18 protein-coding genes, 1 tRNA gene and 2 riboswitches are annotated in these 18,177 nt (G+C 42.2%); of the genes, 12 read left to right on the forward strand and 7 right to left on the reverse strand.

The annotated features are described in order from the left end of the window. Positions 1-91: 91 nt before the first annotated feature. The 3 genes from AC0C66_RS19070 to AC0C66_RS19080 all read left to right on the forward strand — a co-directional run bounded on the left by AC0C66_RS19070 (position 92) and on the right by AC0C66_RS19080 (position 2,359). A complete protein-coding gene (locus tag AC0C66_RS19070) occupies positions 92-1,258 on the forward strand; it encodes an AI-2E family transporter (protein WP_014114932.1) in 1,167 nt (388 codons plus the stop codon). Positions 1,259-1,350: 92 nt separating this feature from the next. Continuing rightward, a complete protein-coding gene (locus AC0C66_RS19075; RefSeq protein WP_087987453.1) occupies positions 1,351-2,181 on the forward strand; it encodes an undecaprenyl-diphosphate phosphatase in 831 nt (276 codons plus the stop codon). Positions 2,182-2,286: 105 nt separating this feature from the next. Then, positions 2,287-2,359, forward strand: a tRNA-Ala gene (locus AC0C66_RS19080). A 107-nt stretch (positions 2,360-2,466) separates the two neighbouring features. Here the strand turns inward: AC0C66_RS19080 and cdoA are convergent. After that, positions 2,467-2,952: a cysteine dioxygenase gene (cdoA, locus tag AC0C66_RS19085; protein ID WP_061188063.1), complete on the reverse strand. Its 486-nt coding sequence runs from the start codon at positions 2,950-2,952 to the stop codon at positions 2,467-2,469. A 459-nt stretch (positions 2,953-3,411) separates the two neighbouring features. Here cdoA and AC0C66_RS19090 point away from each other — a divergent pair, with 459 nt between their 5' ends. The 3 genes from AC0C66_RS19090 (at position 3,412) to AC0C66_RS19100 (ending at position 6,325) form a co-directional block, all read left to right on the forward strand. Further along, positions 3,412-4,947, forward strand: coding sequence for an MFS transporter (locus tag AC0C66_RS19090; protein WP_061188064.1), 1,536 nt, complete (start codon positions 3,412-3,414; stop codon positions 4,945-4,947). Positions 4,948-5,106: 159 nt separating this feature from the next. Further along, a complete protein-coding gene (gene lytG / locus AC0C66_RS19095) occupies positions 5,107-5,955 on the forward strand; it encodes an exo-glucosaminidase LytG (RefSeq protein WP_014114924.1) in 849 nt (282 codons plus the stop codon). Between the two features lie 106 nt (positions 5,956-6,061). Continuing rightward, the gene (locus tag AC0C66_RS19100; RefSeq protein ID WP_003222348.1) at positions 6,062-6,325 is read left to right on the forward strand and encodes a YiaA/YiaB family inner membrane protein; all 264 of its coding nucleotides are present in this window, start codon (positions 6,062-6,064) and stop codon (positions 6,323-6,325) included. A 35-nt stretch (positions 6,326-6,360) separates the two neighbouring features. Here the strand turns inward: AC0C66_RS19100 and ktrB are convergent, their stop codons facing one another. The 4 genes from ktrB to gbsR all read right to left on the reverse strand — a co-directional run bounded on the left by ktrB (position 6,361) and on the right by gbsR (position 10,034). After that, positions 6,361-7,698 (reverse strand): Ktr system potassium transporter KtrB, encoded by a 1,338-nt coding sequence (gene ktrB / locus AC0C66_RS19105; RefSeq protein WP_072183347.1) that lies wholly within the window; start codon positions 7,696-7,698, stop codon positions 6,361-6,363. Positions 7,699-7,704: 6 nt separating this feature from the next. Beyond that, entirely contained in the window at positions 7,705-8,373 is a 669-nt protein-coding gene (gene ktrA, locus AC0C66_RS19110) for a potassium uptake protein KtrA (RefSeq protein ID WP_014114922.1), read from the reverse strand. Between the two features lie 72 nt (positions 8,374-8,445). Next, a riboswitch (cyclic di-AMP (ydaO/yuaA leader) is annotated at positions 8,446-8,594 on the reverse strand. Positions 8,595-8,740: 146 nt separating this feature from the next. Continuing rightward, on the reverse strand, positions 8,741-9,286 hold the full coding sequence (gene bslA, locus AC0C66_RS19115) for a biofilm surface layer hydrophobin BslA (protein WP_072183348.1): 546 nt from the start codon (positions 9,284-9,286) through the stop codon (positions 8,741-8,743). 205 nt (positions 9,287-9,491) lie between these two features. Then, positions 9,492-10,034, reverse strand: a complete 543-nt coding sequence (gene gbsR / locus AC0C66_RS19120; RefSeq protein WP_072183349.1) for a transcriptional regulator GbsR — start codon at positions 10,032-10,034, stop codon at positions 9,492-9,494. Positions 10,035-10,223: 189 nt separating this feature from the next. Here gbsR and betB point away from each other — a divergent pair, with 189 nt between their 5' ends. The 3 genes from betB (at position 10,224) to AC0C66_RS19135 (ending at position 13,586) form a co-directional block, all read left to right on the forward strand. After that, entirely contained in the window at positions 10,224-11,696 is a 1,473-nt protein-coding gene (gene betB / locus AC0C66_RS19125; protein ID WP_072183350.1) for a betaine-aldehyde dehydrogenase, read from the forward strand. Positions 11,697-11,711: 15 nt separating this feature from the next. Then, a complete protein-coding gene (gene gbsB / locus AC0C66_RS19130; RefSeq protein ID WP_014114919.1) occupies positions 11,712-12,920 on the forward strand; it encodes a choline dehydrogenase in 1,209 nt (402 codons plus the stop codon). 84 nt (positions 12,921-13,004) lie between these two features. After that, positions 13,005-13,586, forward strand: a complete 582-nt coding sequence (locus AC0C66_RS19135) for an MOSC domain-containing protein (protein WP_072183351.1) — start codon at positions 13,005-13,007, stop codon at positions 13,584-13,586. Between the two features lie 5 nt (positions 13,587-13,591). Here AC0C66_RS19135 and AC0C66_RS19140 read toward each other — a convergent pair whose 3' ends face one another. Then, positions 13,592-14,080, reverse strand: a complete 489-nt coding sequence (locus tag AC0C66_RS19140) for a DinB family protein (protein WP_072183352.1) — start codon at positions 14,078-14,080, stop codon at positions 13,592-13,594. Positions 14,081-14,248: 168 nt separating this feature from the next. Between AC0C66_RS19140 and AC0C66_RS19145 the strand changes: the two genes are divergently transcribed. Genes AC0C66_RS19145 through AC0C66_RS19155 form a run of 3 tightly spaced genes read left to right on the forward strand, consistent with a single transcriptional unit; the run spans position 14,249 to position 16,869 of the window. Continuing rightward, entirely contained in the window at positions 14,249-14,773 is a 525-nt protein-coding gene (locus AC0C66_RS19145; protein ID WP_041521049.1) for an NfeD family protein, read from the forward strand. A gap of 20 nt (positions 14,774-14,793) precedes the next feature. After that, complete coding sequence (gene floT / locus AC0C66_RS19150; RefSeq protein ID WP_079288286.1) at positions 14,794-16,323, forward strand: flotillin lipid rafts scaffold protein FloT; 1,530 nt, start codon at positions 14,794-14,796, stop codon at positions 16,321-16,323. Between the two features lie 24 nt (positions 16,324-16,347). Continuing rightward, positions 16,348-16,869: a GNAT family N-acetyltransferase gene (locus AC0C66_RS19155; RefSeq protein ID WP_268454422.1), complete on the forward strand. Its 522-nt coding sequence runs from the start codon at positions 16,348-16,350 to the stop codon at positions 16,867-16,869. Positions 16,870-16,910: 41 nt separating this feature from the next. Here AC0C66_RS19155 and thiT read toward each other — a convergent pair whose 3' ends face one another. After that, a complete protein-coding gene (gene thiT / locus AC0C66_RS19160; protein WP_072183354.1) occupies positions 16,911-17,489 on the reverse strand; it encodes an energy-coupled thiamine transporter ThiT in 579 nt (192 codons plus the stop codon). Between the two features lie 100 nt (positions 17,490-17,589). Then, a riboswitch (TPP riboswitch) is annotated at positions 17,590-17,691 on the reverse strand. Between the last annotated feature and the right edge of the window lie 486 nt (positions 17,692-18,177).

Consider the following 18,177-nt stretch of genomic DNA (forward strand, 5'->3'; position numbering starts at 1 on the left):
GAAGTTTTTCCAGCAATTAACGGTTTTTATTTTTCATTATAGGGACGATAGTGTACAATTTAATTAAACTATATATGACGGAGGAACGATAGTGGAGACGTTGCAAACATGGAGCGGCAGATTCAAGCGATTCTTCTTGGACAATAAGTTTGTTTTATTTTTGCTTGTGCTGCTGCTGATTGGTTTAAATATTCTCGTTTTTACAAAAACATCATTTATTTTCACCCCGATTATTGTTCTTCTCAAAACGATTTCACTGCCGATTATTTTAACAGGCATTGTTTATTATCTGTTAAACCCAGTCGTCGATTTCCTTGAGAGAAGAAGAATTAGAAGAATCTATTCTATTTTGCTGTTATATCTATTGATTATCGGGCTGATCACGATCACGATCGTGTCCATCATTCCCTTTTTAAAAGAACAAATTATGAGTTTGATTGACAACATACCGAGATATGTGGATGTCGTTGAAGATCAGACGAAACAGCTGATCGGCAGTAACTTCGTCAATCAGGCCCAGCAAACAATGAACATCAATATATCTGATCTCGCAACAAAGGTTTCAGATCAGGCAGCGACGATTGTGAACAGCACCTTTACCGGCGTTGGGAATTTTATCGGTGCTCTGACTGAGATTATCATTTCAATCGTTACGGTTCCGTTTATTCTTTTCTATTTATTAAAAGATGGAAAGAAATTGCCGGTCTACATACTAAAGTTTGTGCCGACTCGATTGAAAGAACAGACATACACAGTCTTAAGCGAAATGAATCATCGGTTAAGCTCTTATATCAGAGGCCAGATCATTGTCAGCTTCTGTATCGGCTTTTTGCTGTTTATCGGTTATTTGATAATCGGGCTGGATTATGCTTCATTGCTTGCCGTCATTGCGGCTTGTACAAGCATCGTTCCGTATTTAGGGCCGACGATTGCCATTACGCCAGCGATTATCATCGCCATAGTGACATCGCCGCTCATGCTGCTCAAGCTGGTGATCGTTTGGACCATTGTTCAGCTGATTGAAGGGAAGCTGATTTCGCCGCAAATTATGGGAAAAAACCTTCATATCCACCCAATTACGATTATTTTTCTGCTGTTAACAGCCGGCAAGCTGTTTGGCGTTGTTGGAATCATTCTAGCAATTCCGGGCTATGCAGTTGCCAAAGTCATTACGACACATTTATTTGACTGGTTTAAAATGCGGTCACATTTATACGACGAAGAAAAAAATGAAAATACGTCAGGTCATAAAGTGTGATTTTCGTTTATAGTTATATAAGACGGGCTTTCCATTTATGGAAAGCTCCCGTTGTGTAAAAAAATAAATGTCTAATGGGGAGAATCAAAATCATGACTCTATGGGAATTGTTTGTAGCTGCCATTTTAGGAATCGTAGAAGGATTAACAGAGTACGCGCCGGTTTCTTCGACAGGACATATGATCATAGTAGACGATATCTGGCTTAAATCAAGCAGTCTGATGTCAGCAGAAGCTGCTAACTCATTCAAAGTGGTTATTCAGCTAGGCTCCATTTTAGCAGTAGTTATCGTGTTTAAAGATCGGATTTTGAATTTGCTCGGCTTGAAAAAGAATATTACAAGCGACCAAAAGCAGGGACATAAATTAAGCATTGCCCAAATTGCCGTAGGGCTCGTGCCTGCAGCTGTTCTAGGCTTTTTGTTTGAAGATTACATTGATGAATATTTATTTTCCGTAAAAACTGTGGCCTTCGGTTTAATCGCCGGAGCAGTCCTGATGCTTTTTGCTGATTGGGTAAATAAACGGAAAGCAGCGACAGATACCCTCGACCGCATTTCCTATAAGCAGGCGATAGGGGTCGGCTTATTCCAATGTCTTGCCCTTTGGCCTGGTTTCTCGCGTTCCGGTTCAACCATTTCCGGAGGCGTTATTCTTGGTTTGAATCATCGCGCGGCAGCTGACTTTACGTTTATTATGGCAATGCCGATCATGATGGGAGCAAGCTTTCTAAGCCTTGTGAAGCATTGGGACAGCTTAAGCTCGGATCTGATGCCGTTTTTCATCGTCGGCTTTATCTGTGCCTTTGTTGTCGCGCTGTTTGTCGTCCGTTTCTTCCTAAAACTGATTAACAAAATCAAACTCGTCCCATTTGCAATCTATCGAATCATTCTCGGTGTGATTTTACTTTTGATCATGATGTAAGTTAAAAAAAAGGCTCTTTTCGGAGCCTTTTTTTTCTGTCAATTTAAGAGGAAACAGCTTGTTTTTCAAAAAAAAATCATCTATAATAAATTTGACGTTACATACGGGGCCATAGCTCAGCTGGGAGAGCGCTACGCTGGCAGCGTAGAGGTCAGGGGTTCGAGCCCCCTTGGCTCCATACCTTTAAACCCTTATTCTATAAGGGCTTTTTTGTTTGTGAGGAAAAGGCCATTCGCTGAACCCTTTTGTTGTTCAGAAATCAAAGTAAAGCAGTTCACCTGTAAATCATGAATTTTCCAATACACCCCTTTGTTCCTCAAAGACCGTCATGTCTTCCAAAGGGGGTGAGTAGACATGAAGAGACACCATTCGTTCGGACGTAGGATTGGACATTTTGTGAATTAAACCTTTGGTTGAAATAAGGCATTCTCCTTCGTGGACAAAGTATGAATTAGAGAGTTCTGCGTGTTCGCCGGTTGAGCGATAAATTGAATTAAGAAGCTTTCCTTCTAGCACCATTGCACAACCAATGGATTGGCCATGATCGTGGACTGCTGTCTCCTTGTTTGGCGGAATGTTAATAACGATAATTTCCAATTCGTTGTTTCTATAGATGGCATTTCGGCCGTAAGCGTACTGGTCTGGTTCCTTAATATACGGTTGACTCAATTTTGATGCGTTTGGAATTTGTTTTAAAGAAGTTGCCAAATCTTTAATCGATGGATTTTTCAAGCCGCTAAAAATGTCTTGGATGCACTCATACAGTTCCATTCGTTTTTGCCTCCCGGATTATTTAAAATTGACAAACATTGGTATTTCGTAGATTAATTTATGGTATTTACCCATACACAATTTAGAGGCGGCAAACGCCCAGTGAATAAAAAAATTGTGCGGCCAAATGTTGTCTTATCACCAATTTATTCGAGTTTATTAGTGGGAATAGTGAATTGAAAGGGTTAAAGCCGCCTTGTCTCCAAAATACGATATCGGTCAAAAGCTGTTCAGCTTTTATTTTTTTGCTTGAAATTTGCGCCATTGACAAATCATAATCGATTTGGAATAATGTTTGAATATATGCTCATTTGTTCACATAATTATAATAAAATAATATCATTCTCAAGATAGGGAGAGTATTAGAATGAAAGCTAATGGCATGCAAAATCTATTAGCTTCTTTTGTTTTCAAAAAATGATGTGTTTCGTATGTATTCATTTAGGAAGGAATGACAACATGAAGACAAAACACTACTGGGTGATTTCTTTACTCGCCGTTTTAGCGGTCGGGCCGGGATTGATGTCTAACACGGCATTGTCGTCAGTTCAAGGCCTTGTTCAGAAAACGGTTGGAACAAGTGACTTCACATCGGTGAATCCAATATTGATCGGCAATATGGCCTTTGCTTTATTAGTGCCGGCAGGACCGCTGTTGAGGAAAAAATTCGGTGCCCGTCCAATCTATCTGGCTTCATTACCCGTTTTTATACTTGGCTCACTGCTTTTCGCATTTTCCAGCGATATTGCATGGATGGCGGCAGGGCGCTTTTTACAGGGGGCGGCTACAGGTGTCATGCTGATGATTATGATTCCAATGCTTGTCCTGTCATTTCCGATTGACCGCAGGAACTACGCACTGCTGGTGCTAATCGGGGGATTTTATGGCTCTGTTATCATCGGCACGATTCTGGGAACGATTGCAACAAGCTACGGGCATTGGAGATGGCTGTTTTACATCTTTGGCGCGCTGTCACTGATCGGTGTCGCGGTGAGCTATTTCTTTCTTCATGATGAGCATCATGGATCGGCAGAACAAGAACAGCCGCTAGATCGTGCAGGAATCATTTTATCTGTGTGCCTTGCTGCAGCCTCAGCGGTTACATTCATTTTTCTGCAAAAATGGGGACTTTCATCAGGTTATGTATGGACTGGTTTTGGGATGACGTTATGTTTGCTCCTTGTTCTATTGATTGTGGAATATAAAGTGAGAAATCCTTTCATTTCTATTAAACTGATGCTGCTGCCAAAACCGGTGCTCGGTTTATTCATTATAGCTGCTGGAACGATAACGGTAGCTGTCAGCCTTTCTGCTTTTCAGGGATTGCTCCGTCAAATGTATGATATTTCTCAGGAGCATCTCATTCTTTTAAACTTAACTCTTTTAATCGGAGTGGCGATCGCCGCCATTGTGAGCGCTTTGTTTTATGATAAAGTCGGGCCCGGGGTGCTCGGTATTATAGGTGCTCTTATTCTCGTGTTTGTGAATTTTCAATGGCTGCATATGCAGGATCAATCGTCTCTCTATATGTTTGCAGTGCTGTTTATCATGCTTGCCGCTGGAACGGGACTGACAGTGGCCGCAGGGCTGATGGGAGCTGCTATGGGCGGCCCGCTGCCTGATTTGGTCAAGAGAATGACAGCTGTTCAGTTTTTAAGATTGTTTGTCTATATGGGAGTTCCAATCCTCATCGGCTTTTTCACGAAAAAAGATGCTGCCAGACAAAGCGGTTCGATGCAGGATTCTATGATGACTGCTTATCATGATCTCTTTTTCATTTCTTTTATTCTGAGTGTGCTGCTCGTTTGCCTGTCATTCTGTATGAACGCTACAGGTAAGGGGCACAAGTTGGCACATAAAACGCATGATAAAGCGAAAACAGTTCCGAAAGAACCAGCCGTTTCAACACAAGGACTATCAAAAGCTGCTGTTACATCACATAAAGTGATACATGATACAGAATACCGTAATGTACTCAGAAATTTACAAAAATAGATACACGATCAAAACCTTTTCCTTGAGGGAAAGGTTTTTTGTTTGCAATCTTTTTCCAACTTTGTCCCTAAAGAATTGAAAAATATTAGAAGTGCAAGTAAAATTCTAAAAGGTAGATTCTTTTACATTCGTAATCTTTTAACTCGAAGGAAGGTTTTCATGGCCCGTAAAAAACTGAAAAAACGTAGACTCTTCATTTCACTATTTTTCATTGTATCGATTCCGCTAGCCCTGTTTGTTTTAGCGACAACGTTATCAAAACCGATAGAAACATCCAAAGAACCCGAAGAAATTGATGAACAGCAGGTATTTATAGACAGCCTGTCCGGACATGCACAAATTTTGTATGAGAAATATCATGTCCTCCCCAGCATCACGATCGCTCAGGCCATTCTCGAATCCGACTGGGGGAACAGCGAGCTTGCTGCTCAGGCCAACAACCTTTTTGGCATAAAAGGAAATTATAAAGGCCATCATGTCACGATGGAAACGGACGAATTTGAAAAAGGGAAAAGAAAAACCATTCGAGCGAAGTTTCGAAAATACAGCACGTTTTTTGAATCTATGGATGACCACGCCCAATTGTTTGTCCGCGGCACATCGTGGAATAAAAAGAAGTATAAACCGGTGCTTGAGGCCGGGGATTATAAGGAAGCGGCAACTGCATTGCAAACATCAGGATATGCTACAGACCCTGACTACGCTGATAAAATCAGCGCTATTGTGGAAAAATACGATTTAGATGAGTACGATGAGGTAAATCCATCGCTCAAATCAGTGGATTTAAAAGCCGCCATTAAAGACAGTGCCGTTCAAGACATATGGTCCAAGCCTTCTACTGATGATCGGTCCATAAAGCTCACCTCTGCCCAATCTTACGTCGGCAAAGACATAAAGGTTGTATCTAAAAAGCAGAAAGGCCAGTCCGTATGGTACCAATTTCAAATCAATGATAAACTCATCGGCTGGATTGATGATTCAGCTGTTGAAATAAAGGAAGCAACCTGAGCCCTTTCTCCTGGTAATTAATTCTTTGTTCCATTCAGGGGAATTTGAGGTATAATATTCCACGGAAGTTATCACTTATTGACTATGCTTTCAGGAGGGAACAAAGGTGCAGAAATATAGACGGAGAAACACGGTTGCCTTTACAGTACTAGCTTATTTCACTTTTTTTGCGGGAGTATTTTTGTTTAGTATCGGACTCTATAATGCTGATAATCTGGAACTCAATGAAAAAGGCTATTACATCGCTGTTATGATACTTGTAGCGGTCGGTGCGATTCTTACACAAAAAGTGACCCGTGATAATGCAGAGGATAACGAAATCATCGCGGAACAGGAAAAAAGACAAAATCAATCTCATATCGAATCATAAAAAATCCGGCGCCTAAATCGCCGGATTTTTTGTTATTACCCCGTAAACACCTCGCCGTCAGGGTAACGAATATTTGATTTCTCTGTTTTCGCAAATGAAAACACGAACGTCAAAGGACCAATTCTTCCGATGAACATGATAACAATAATGATACATTTCCCCGCTTCTGTAAGTTCAGGAGTCAATCCCATCGATAAACCGACAGTTCCGAATGCGGAAAAAGTTTCAAACACAATTTGAATAAACGGCGCTTGCTCTGTGATCGTCAGGGCGAATATCCCTAAAAACACGATGAACAAACCGGTGACGCTCACAGCTAAAGCTTTAATGATAATCGGATATTTGATGGAGCGGCGGAAAATAACCGTTTCTTTTTTACCTCGCAAATAAGCGATCACAGACATTAAAATCACGATGAACGTAGTCAGCTTAATGCCGCTCGCCGTTGAAGCACTGCCTGCTCCGATAAACATTAATAATAAAGTAAATACAATCGTTCCTTCTCTCATACTTCCAATATCAAGAGAATTGAAGCCAGCGGTTCTTGGCGTCACAGCTTGAAAATAGGAAGCCCATAGTTTATCTCCTATATGCAGGTGGCCGAGCGTGCCGGGATTGCTGTACTCTAAAATAAAGATCACAAGCATAGCGACCGCATTCAGAATCAGGGTTCCTGTCAGCATGATTTTCGTATGTAGAGAAAAGGCTTTAAATCGCCGATTTTTCATAATGTCAAACAGAACGGTAAATCCGATTCCTCCTGTGATAAATAAGAAAGTAATCACTAGGTTAACTGTAGGATCGCCAACGTAGCTCATCAAATTATCCGGCCACAACGAAAACCCGGCATTGTTAAAAGCAGATATTGAGTGAAACAGACTGGCAAACAAGCCGGATGCCCAACCATACTGGGGCACAAGCCTGATGGATAGGATGAGTGCTGCTATCAACTCAATACTGATGGAAAACAGAAACAGGACTTTGACAAGGCCTATGACGCCGCCGATTGTCGGCTGGTTTAATGCTTCTTGAACCAGCATTCGTTCTTTTAATCCGATTTTTTTCCCTAATATCATGACGATCAAAACAGCAAAAGTCATAAATCCAAGCCCGCCGATCTGAATCAGCCCCATGATGACAGTTTGCCCGAAAAGTGTAAATTCTGTACCGGTATCGACAACTGCAAGCCCTGTAACAGTTGTAGCCGAAGCTGCAGTAAAAAGGGCATCTATCCATGATAATGGCTTCATTGTAGAAATCGGAAGCTTTAACAGCACAGCCCCGATGATAATGGTAAGAAAAAAACCAATTGCAAGCACTTGAGGCGGTGTAAAACGAACCCATTTGATCACTTTATCCTTTTGAAGTGTCACCTATGTCTACATCCCTTCGTTTTCAAAACGTTTAATATCCTTTTTGTGCCCCATGATCACCAGGCAATCCTGTTCGTGTATGATGTCTTCAGGTGCTGGAGAAAGACGGATATCTCCATGATGTTTAATGGCCAGGATCGTGCAGCCGTACTTCGCTCTTACATTCAGATCAATAATCGATTTTGAATCAAGCTTGTGTGTTGCCAGCAGCTCGACAATACTGTAATCATCAGATAAATCAATGTAATTCAAAACGTTCTCATCAGAAAGGCTTTGTGCGATCTTGACGCCCATATCCTTTTCAGGATGAATAATGCGGTCAGCGCCGATTTTTTCAAGCACCTTATGATGATAATGGTTTTGAGCCTTCACCCAAATATGTGGAATGTTAAACTCCTTTAATAATAGGGTGGTCAGGGTACTCGCTTGAATATTCGCTCCGATTGCAACGATCACATATTCAAAATTGCGTATTCCTAACGATAGCAATTCGTTTTCTTCGGTGGCGTTGGCGATCACCGCATGAGTTGCGTAAGAAGCGTATGCATTTACCTTTTCTTCGTTGATATCAATCGCAAGGACCTCATGGCCCATTCTGTGAAGCTCTTTGCAAATGCTTCCACCAAACCTGCCCAGTCCGATCACGGCAAATTGCTTATTTTTTATTCTTCCCAATGTTCATAACTCCCTTAGTGAAATTAACGTTTTGAAGCAAAAAAGACCATTTCGAAGAATGGCCGCTAATAGACCTCCTCTCTGTAAACGCCTACGAGGTTAGCTGTCGGATTAGGGATTCAGAGTACCCCCTCTTACTTAGTAAGATTCACCCCAAGGCTGTTAAAAAAACAGCCAATCGTTGGTTCCCCCGTTCGTATTTGATTAAGCGGTAAAAGAGACTGTATGAAATTGAACACTCAAGAATTTACTCCTGTTTCTAGAGTTTGTCAATTTAAATTTCAAACTAGAAAAAGATAACTGGAAAAAGAGGAAAAAGGGGGAGGTCAAAAACGTAAAAAAGACCGGCGTTAACCGGTCTTTTAGATTAGTTGCAGCCGCATGGCTGAGACGGAGGAGTGCTGCGCTTAGCCACGTCAATGCTGGCTTCTGCGTAAAATTTATTTCCGATGCTCAATGATTTATTCTCCGCACGGAAAGTATATGTACCTGCGGCAGGAAGTGTTTTGTTATTCAGTTTTAATTTGAACTCGCCAGCTCCTAACAAATCAAGTGCCAGAGGGATTCTTACTGTTTTCCCGTTATTGAGGATCTGTGTTTCACGCAACGCACGTCCGTTCATTGTGTCTTTCGTATTTGCAGTAAATCCGCTTGGCAATGTAAATTCCATAACGCCAAGGCTGAGAAGCGTGTTTGGACGATACGTCAATTCGATATCTGAGAAAGACCATTCAGTTTTGCTGGCCCCTGTAATTGTTGCGAACAATGAAGCTGTTGACTGTGTTTTCATAGTAGACTCAGTATGAGCGGAAGTTGATTTAGATTCAGCCGCGAAAGAAGCTGAAGGTGCTGAAACGAGTAAACCGAGACTTAATGCACTGATTGCAAAAGAAGATAATAATTTGCGTTTCATAATAAAATTCCCCCTAAAAAGTTATAAAATATACAGGCCTGCCCGCTTTTCACCTCCTCTGAACGGCCAAATACAAATTTTACCTACATAAAATTACCATCAAATATTTTGGAAGTAAATGGGGTGTTTTTCCCGTATTTTTCAAATTTGTAGTAATTACATATAAAAGAACAAAAAAACGTCCGGTTTCCCAGGCGTTTTTGTTTTACTTTGTTACAATTGGTATAAATTTAAAAATTTCCCCGCTCTGCACCGATTCAGCAAGCCGTTTCAGCCAATCATAGTAAGCTTTAGAGCTTTCCAGCTGCTCGTATAACTGCAGTGCTTCATTTTTGATGTCCTCACTGAGACTGTCTTTGTTTAAAACCTCTTGTAAATCAGCCTGAGCTTCTTCAATTGCTGCTACATTTACCTGAACTTCCCGTTCCCATTTGGGCGGAAAGAAATTTGTGAAAAATTTGAAGAAATCTTTTTCAGCTACAAATGTATGCTTGCGGATGCCCCGGTGAAATGTTTTTTTCACTACATTTAAGTCCTGAAGCTTTTTGACGCCTGTGCTCATGCTTGGCTTGCTCATTTGCAATTCCTCACGCATTTCGTCAAGCGTCATCTCATCCCTCATATACATCGTCCCATATAGAATCCCGACACTGCGGGTAATTCCGTAAAGATCCATCGTTTCAGCAATGGAGTCGATAACAAGATCCCGAGCCTGTTCTATAGCTGCAAATTCTGGATTTTCATCCATACTGACCCTCTTTTCCTTTAGAAAATTAAATTCGTTAAGTTATTTCTTTATCTTAACGAAACATAAAGAAATGTCAAAAAGAAAAATCAAAATGGGGCTTTGACAGTTTAAAATTCGTATGTTAGATTAAGGTTGTTAAAAACGTTAAATTTTTATTTAACAAACTTTATTTACGTCAAGGAGGCTTATATGAGTCAAACATTATATATTGACGGAGAATGGATCAGTGCCGAAAAAGAGCAGATCCGCAGCATTATCAACCCATTTAATCAAGAAGAAATTGCAACCGTAAGCGAAGGAGGTCGAGAGGACGCCATCAAGGCAATCGCAGCCGCGCGAAGAGCATTTGACAAAGGAGAATGGTCATCTCTATCGGGACTTGAACGCGGGAAGATTGTTCTGAAAATTGCGGAATTAATCAGGCGCGACCTTGATGAACTGGCTGAGCTTGAATCGCTTGATACTGGAAAAACACTCGAAGAAAGCAAGGCGGATATGGACGATATCGCCAATGTTTTTCAATATTACGCCGGATTGGCAGATAAAGATGGCGGAGAGATCATTTCATCTCCGATCCCTGATTCAGAAAGCAAAATCATCAGAGAGCCAATCGGGGTTTGCGGCCAGATTACGCCGTGGAATTATCCGCTCCTGCAAGCGAGCTGGAAAATCGCACCCGCACTGGCTGCAGGAAATACTATCGTCATGAAACCAAGTGAGATCACGCCGCTGACGACAATCAAAGTCTTTAAGCTGATGGAAGAAGCCGGTGTTCCAAAAGGTGTCGCAAATCTTGTTCTTGGACCGGGAGCCACAGTGGGCGACGAGCTTGCCGTAAACAAAGACGTCGATTTGATTTCGTTTACGGGTGGAATCGAAACAGGCAAAAAAATCATGCGGGCAGCAAGCGGAAACGTCAAAAAAATCGCACTTGAACTTGGCGGAAAAAATCCAAATATCGTTTTCAAGGACGCAGATCTAGAGGTTGCGGTCGATCAGGCATTAAACGCTGTATTTTTCCACGCCGGCCAAGTATGCTCAGCTGGTTCCCGCTTGCTTGTTGAAGATGCCATTCACGATCAATTTTTAGCAGAGCTTGTCAAACGGGCAAAACGCATAAAACTCGGAAATGGTTTTCACGCAGATACAGAAAGCGGCCCGCTTATTTCTGCAGAGCACAGGGCAAAAGTAGAAAAATATGTAGAGATCGGAATAGAAGAAGGTGCGAAACTGGAGACAGGAGGCAAGCGTCCGGAAGACCATGCGCTTCAAAAAGGCTTTTTCTATGAACCTACTATTTTCTCAAACTGTAAATCGGACATGAGAATCGTTCAAGAAGAGGTTTTCGGTCCTGTATTGACAGTCGAAACCTTCAGCTCGGAAGAAGAGGTTATCGCGCTTGCGAATGATACCATCTATGGCTTGGCCGGAGCGGTATGGTCAAAAGATATTGAAAAGTGCGAACGCGTAGCAGCCCGCTTGAGAATGGGGACAGTTTGGATTAACGATTTCCATCCGTACTTTGCACAGGCGCCATGGGGCGGCTATAAGCAATCCGGGTTCGGACGCGAGCTTGGAAAAATAGGTCTTGAAGAATACACAGAAGTCAAACATGTGTATCGCAATACAAAACCGGCAGCGGTTAATTGGTTCAATTCATAAGAGGGGGAGTTAATGATGACATTAAATATGAAAATAGAAAGCATGCACAAATTCCATACATTTGAAATTCCGACTGTGATTAAGCACGGAATTGGAGCAGTCAAGAATACGGGTGAAGAAGTAGCTGCGCTTGGCGTTTCAAAAGCACTCCTTGTCACAGACCCTGGAATTTATAAAGCCGGCGTCGTAGATCCTGTTATCGAATCACTTAAAGAAGCAGGCATTGAAGTGGTGCTCTTTAATAAAGTAGAGCCAAACCCGCCTGTCCGTCTGGTGAATGAAGGGTCTGAGCTTTACAAAAAAGAGAACTGTAATGGTTTGGTGGCAGTCGGAGGCGGAAGCTCCATGGATACTGCAAAAGCAATCGGAGTAGAAGCCACTCATGAAGGAAGCGTGCTGGATTATGAAGCGGCAGATGGGAAAAAGCCCCTGGAAAACCGTATTCCTCCGCTGACGACAATTCCGACAACGGCTGGAACAGGATCAGAAGTAACCCAATGGGCGGTTATCACAGATGAAGATAGAGAATTCAAATTCAACACGGGCGGTCCGCTGATCGCAGCGCACCTGACCATCATTGATCCGGAGCTTCATGTTTCAATGCCTCCGCATGTAACAGCCATGACGGGAATTGATGCGCTTGCTCATGCCATTGAGTGCTATACAATGAAATTTGCGCAGCCAATCACGGATGCAGTTGCCTTGATGGCGATTGAATATGCCGCTCATTACATTAAAAGAGCATTTGCTGACGGAGAGGATCTGGAAGCAAGATACGGAATGGCGCAGGCTGCGATGCTTGCAGGTCTTTCTTACGGCAGTGAATCAGCGGGCGCGGCTCATGCGATGAGCCAAACGCTTGGCGGTATTATCCCAGTCGCTCACGGTCAATGTGTGGCTGCGATGATGGGACCTGTCATGGAGTACAACTGGAAGGGCTACCCTGAGAAATTTGCACGTATTGCGAAAGCGTTCGGTATTGATACAAGCAATATGACAACAGAAGAAGCTGCGAAAGCATCTGTCAATTGGATGTATGACCTGGTCGAAGACTTAGAAGTACCGACTTTAGAAGAGCAGGGAGTATCACCTGATATGATCGAACGTTTGTCAAAAGAAGCGATGAAAGATCCGCAAACCTTCGGAAACCCTAGAGATTTAAATGAAAAAGCATACAATTGGATATACAAGCGCTGCTTTAACCTTACACCTAAAACGGTATAACTACATGTCCCGCTCCTTTACAGAGCGGGATTTTTTTGGATAATAAAGCATAGATGGAAATTTTAGAGAAGGAAGGTGCTGCTGATGTGGAAGCGTATAACCGCAAAAACGGAAGGTGTATATATCGCAGATACAGAAAGCTTCGTAACAAAGCAAATGGACAAGCTAGATTTTGATTATGGCGGCATCCCCGGCGACTTGCATTTTGGCCTGACCAAAAAAGCGGGAGCCAGAGAACCGATGTTTTCAAGAGGGACTGAAATTTTTAACCGGAGACAAATTTCTATTGTTTCAATAGAGGAATGTGATGAAATTGCTTTAAAAATGGGAGTGCCGAGCATTTTGCCGGAATGGCTCGGGGCGAATGTGGCAGTCAGCGGCATACCTGATCTTACTTCATTAAAAGAAGGAAGCCGGCTCATTTTTCCAAGCGGAGCCGCTTTGCTGTGTGAGGGAGAAAATGATCCGTGTATTCAGCCGGGAGAAGTCATTCAGTCTTATTATCAGGACAAGTCGAAGCTGGCACCGGCTTTTGTCCGTCATGCACTGGGCATAAGAGGGATTGTGTGCATTGTTGAGAGACCCGGAGCTGTTTACGCAGGTGATGAAATAGAAGTTCATTCCTATCAGCGGAAAGTCAAACCACGAAAAGCAGAAAGGGTCTGATCAAATCAGGCCCTTTCTATCTTCTCTTTAATTTCTTTAATCTGGCTGAGGTGCCGTTTTTCATGGTGGCCGATAAAATCGATCCACTGTCTGACAGTCAGCTCTTGAAACACAGGATGCGGAAGCACTCTCTCAAAATCTTCTTCTTTCAGAGAGGCAATTGCAGCAGTCAGCTGCTCTCTCACCACATCAAGCTCGCGTTTCATTTGGCTGCCTGAAATAAAATCATGCTCAGGCTCAAGATGACTCGGAGCTTTCCGTTTATTATTTCTATCCTGTGCTACCTCAAGCGGTTTTTCTTCAACTTCTTTAACAGGAGCTTCCTTTACACGTTCCTTCAGCATTTTTTGTGCGGCCATATCAATTTTTTTCAAATGGTCAAGCACTTCCCGTATGCTCCATTCTTCAGCAGAGGGCTTTTGATTCAGCTTTTCGTCAGAAAGTCCTTTTATTTCGTTCCACGTTTCTAATCTGGCTTCATTAAAGATACTCATCATATCTCCTCCTAAAATGACATTACCATATATATAAGCAATTATCATTTATCAAGCACTAAAAAATGGGTTATTTATCTTAAAATTTTGAAACCTTTTACGTTGTATCTCGTATAAATGGTAACGGCGGCCGTTCATCAATGCATTGGTGAAGAAAGGATGAGGGAATTGGAGTTATTTGGCGTTCCTATACAAACGATTTATCTTTATACGCTTATTATTGCGGGCAGTCTTACGCTGTTATTTCTATTTTTCGGAGACGTATTTGCAGGGCTGTCAGAAGGCATTCCTTTTCTTAATCCGACATTGGTGCTCGCATTTTTTACATGTTTTTCAGCAGGCGGATATATAGGCGAGCTCATATTGCCCATGTCGAGCCTGTTGATCGCGCTTTTATCTTGCATCCTTTCGATCATGCTGGTGGTATTGCTTCACATCTTTGTACTGGTCCCATTATCATCCGCAGAAGAATCATTGGCTTATAAAGAAGATGATCTAAGAGGAAGAGTTGGTAAAGTGATTACAGCTGTTCCTGTTGATGGGTATGGTGAAGTGGTCATTGAAGGGATAGGCGGTACCATCTCAAAGTCAGCGGTCAGTTTTGATAATCAGCAGATCAGTTACGGAACAGCTGTTTTGATCGTGGATGTTAACAACGGAGTTCTTTCGGTCACTCCGCATGAACCTATTTAAAACACAAGGAGGAATGTGATATGACAATGCCGATTATAATTGTCATCGGAGTTGTATTCTTTTTATTAATCGCACTTATAGCCGTGTTTATCACAAAGTATCGTACGGCAGGGCCTGATGAAGCGTTAATCGTAACGGGGAGCTATCTGGGCAATAAAAATGTTCATGTCGATGAAGGCGGCAACCGTCTTAAAATCGTCCGCGGCGGAGGAACCTTTGTCCTTCCCGTTTTCCAGCAGGCAGAGCCACTAAGCCTATTATCGAGCAAACTTGATGTATCGACACCTGAAGTCTATACAGAACAAGGAGTGCCTGTAATGGCCGATGGAACTGCGATTATTAAAATCGGCGGTTCTATAGGAGAAATCGCTACAGCAGCCGAACAATTTTTAGGAAAATCAAAAGACGACCGCGAGCAGGAAGCGCGGGAGGTTTTAGAAGGCCACCTTCGTTCCATTCTCGGCTCAATGACAGTCGAAGAAATCTATAAAAACAGAGAAAAATTCTCTCAAGAGGTACAGCGTGTCGCTTCGCAGGATCTCGCAAAAATGGGGCTTGTGATTGTCTCCTTTACCATTAAAGATGTACGTGATAAAAACGGTTATCTTGAATCATTAGGGAAACCGAGAATTGCCCAGGTAAAACGGGATGCTGATATCGCAACAGCAGAGGCTGATAAAGAAACCCGAATTAAGCGGGCAGAAGCCGATAAAGATGCAAAAAAATCAGAACTTGAACGGGCAACGGAAATCGCTGAAGCTGAAAAAATCAATCAGCTCAAAATGGCTGAATATCGCAGAGAACAAGATACGGCAAAAGCGAATGCCGACCAGGCATATGATTTAGAGACTGCCAAGGCGCGCCAGCATGTCACAGAGCAGGAAATGCAGGTTAAAATTATCGAACGCCAAAAACAAATAGAATTAGAAGAAAAAGAAATTCTTCGCCGTGAACGTCAATACGACTCAGAAGTAAAGAAAAAAGCCGATGCAGACCGTTATTCAGTCGAGCAGTCCGCAGCAGCTGAGAAAGCCAAACAGCTCGCGGAAGCCGATGCCAAGAAGTACAGTATTGAAGCAATGGCGAGGGCTGAGGCGGAAAAAGTCAGAATTGACGGGCTAGCAAAAGCAGAAGCTGAAAAAGCAAAAGGGGAAACAGAAGCAGAGGTTATCCGTCTAAAAGGTCTGGCAGAAGCGGAAGCAAAAGAGAAAATTGCGGCTGCTTTTGAACAGTATGGGCAGGCGGCGATTTTCGATATGATCGTAAAAATGCTTCCGGAATACGCGAAACAAGCAGCGGCACCTCTTTCAAATATTGATAAAATCACAGTTGTTGATACAGGAGGAAGCGGTGAATCAAGCGGCGCTAACAAAGTAACCAGCTATGCGACGAACTTAATGTCAAGCCTGCAAGAAAGCTTAAAAGCATCGTCGGGAATTGACGTGAAAGAAATGATTGAGAACTTTTCAGGAAAAGGAAATGTAAAACAAAGCATTACCGAATTAACAAATGAAATAAAAGAAGCGAAAACGGTCCAAAAACCAGAATAATGACTAAGGAAAGGATCCCAGCGGATGGCAACTGTACGAGAAGCAAAGTTAGAGGATATAAAGGACATTGCAAAAGTGCATGTAGACAGCTGGAGGACAACATATCAAGGAATTGTCCCGGCTGAATACTTAAACAGTCTGAACTACAAGGAATTTGAAGACAAATGGAAAAGCCGCTCGTTAAAAGGTGTATTTGTGGTTCACGATGAAAAAGGTTCAATATTCGGCTTTGCTTCATTTGGACCTATTCGCTCTGAACAAGAAGGTTATGACGGCGAGTTATACGCTATTTATCTTCTGGAAGAGCGCCAGCGGCAAGGTGCAGGCAGGGCGCTCTTAGCAAAAGGAGCAGAGTTTTTGCTTCAACATGGCTTTTCAAGTATGTTTGTTTGGGTCATTGAGCAGAATCCCTCGATTATATTTTATCAGGCCTATTCACCTAAAAGAGTAGCAGAGGACAGCTTTGAAATCGCCGGAATAAGGCTGAAAGAAGTAGGCCTTGGCTGGCCGGATCTTTCTGCTTTAAAAACACTTCTTAACACATAACAAAAAATCCCCCAGCGGAATTCGCTGGGGGATTGTCACTTTTAAGCTTTGTCACTTTTAAGCAAACGGGGGGCTGCCATAAATAATAAACATAGGACAATTGCACAAATAATGAATGAAGGAACCATGTAAGTAGCATTATAAGTTAAAGAATAAATCCATACCGGCGTTCCTTTTGGAGCAAAGCTGCCGAAAAACACTGCCCCTGAAATGACATGCGCGGCATAGCGCAGGAAACTGCCGATAAAAACTGCGCTGACCACTGAAACAATCAAATTCCCTTTTGTTTTGGATGCAGCGGCTTTACGGACAGAATAAGCGAAACATCCGCTTATTCCGATAGCTGCGAACGCGACAATGTAATCTAACAATAGCTGTATAGGATGTTGTGCGAATAAGTTTCCGATTGCGATTTGAACCAGACCTGTCAGCAGGCCGGTAGTAAGGCCTGCTTTAACACCCCACCGAAACGAAATCAAAAAGATCGGAATCATCATGATGGAGACCGAGCCTCCTTGAGGCATCCTAAGAAACATTCCTGAGACGATGTCTAGAATAACAGCAGCCGCAGTCATAATTGCTATTTCAATAAGGCGAACCAGTTGCTTAGATTGATTCATAAAAATCCCCTTCCATTGATAGACAATCCAAAAGGACAACAAAAAAGCAGCACGCGGAAGGATGAGAAAAGTTCCACGCACTGCTTTACGATCTGCAATTCATTTGACTTTGCCACATCCCTACGCCAGCGTTAACTAACAGGTTCAAAGGGTCAGAACGAAACCGCTCACTCTCAGCTTTAATGCTCCCCTTGTGGTCATCAATATTTAATTCGTTTCTACTATACAAGAAAAAGAAAAAAACAACAAGATCACATTACTGATGTATATGTTCTTTTAAAATAGTTATATGATAAATACGCGCTAGATGACATGACGAGGCTTATAGTTTATTTGTTTTATAGAACTTTTTTTAAAAAAACTATTGCAATAAATAAATACAGGTGTTATATTATTAAACGTCGCTGATGAACAGCAGACAAAACAAGCAGCTTCATAAAACAATTTAAAAAGTTGTTGACAAAAAAGAAGCTAAATGTTATATTAGTAAAGCTGCTTCATTGAGAGGCAACAAAATGATCTTTGAAAACTAAACAAGACAAAACGTACCTGTTAATTCATTTTTATAAAATCGCACAGCGATGTGCGTAGTCAGTCAAACTAGGGCCTGCACGATGCAGGTCACACAGGTGTCGCCGCAGGATGCGGTGGACTTAACCTGTGATCCATTTATCGGAGAGTTTGATCC

The organism is Bacillus sp. VA13 (assembly GCF_055710085.1).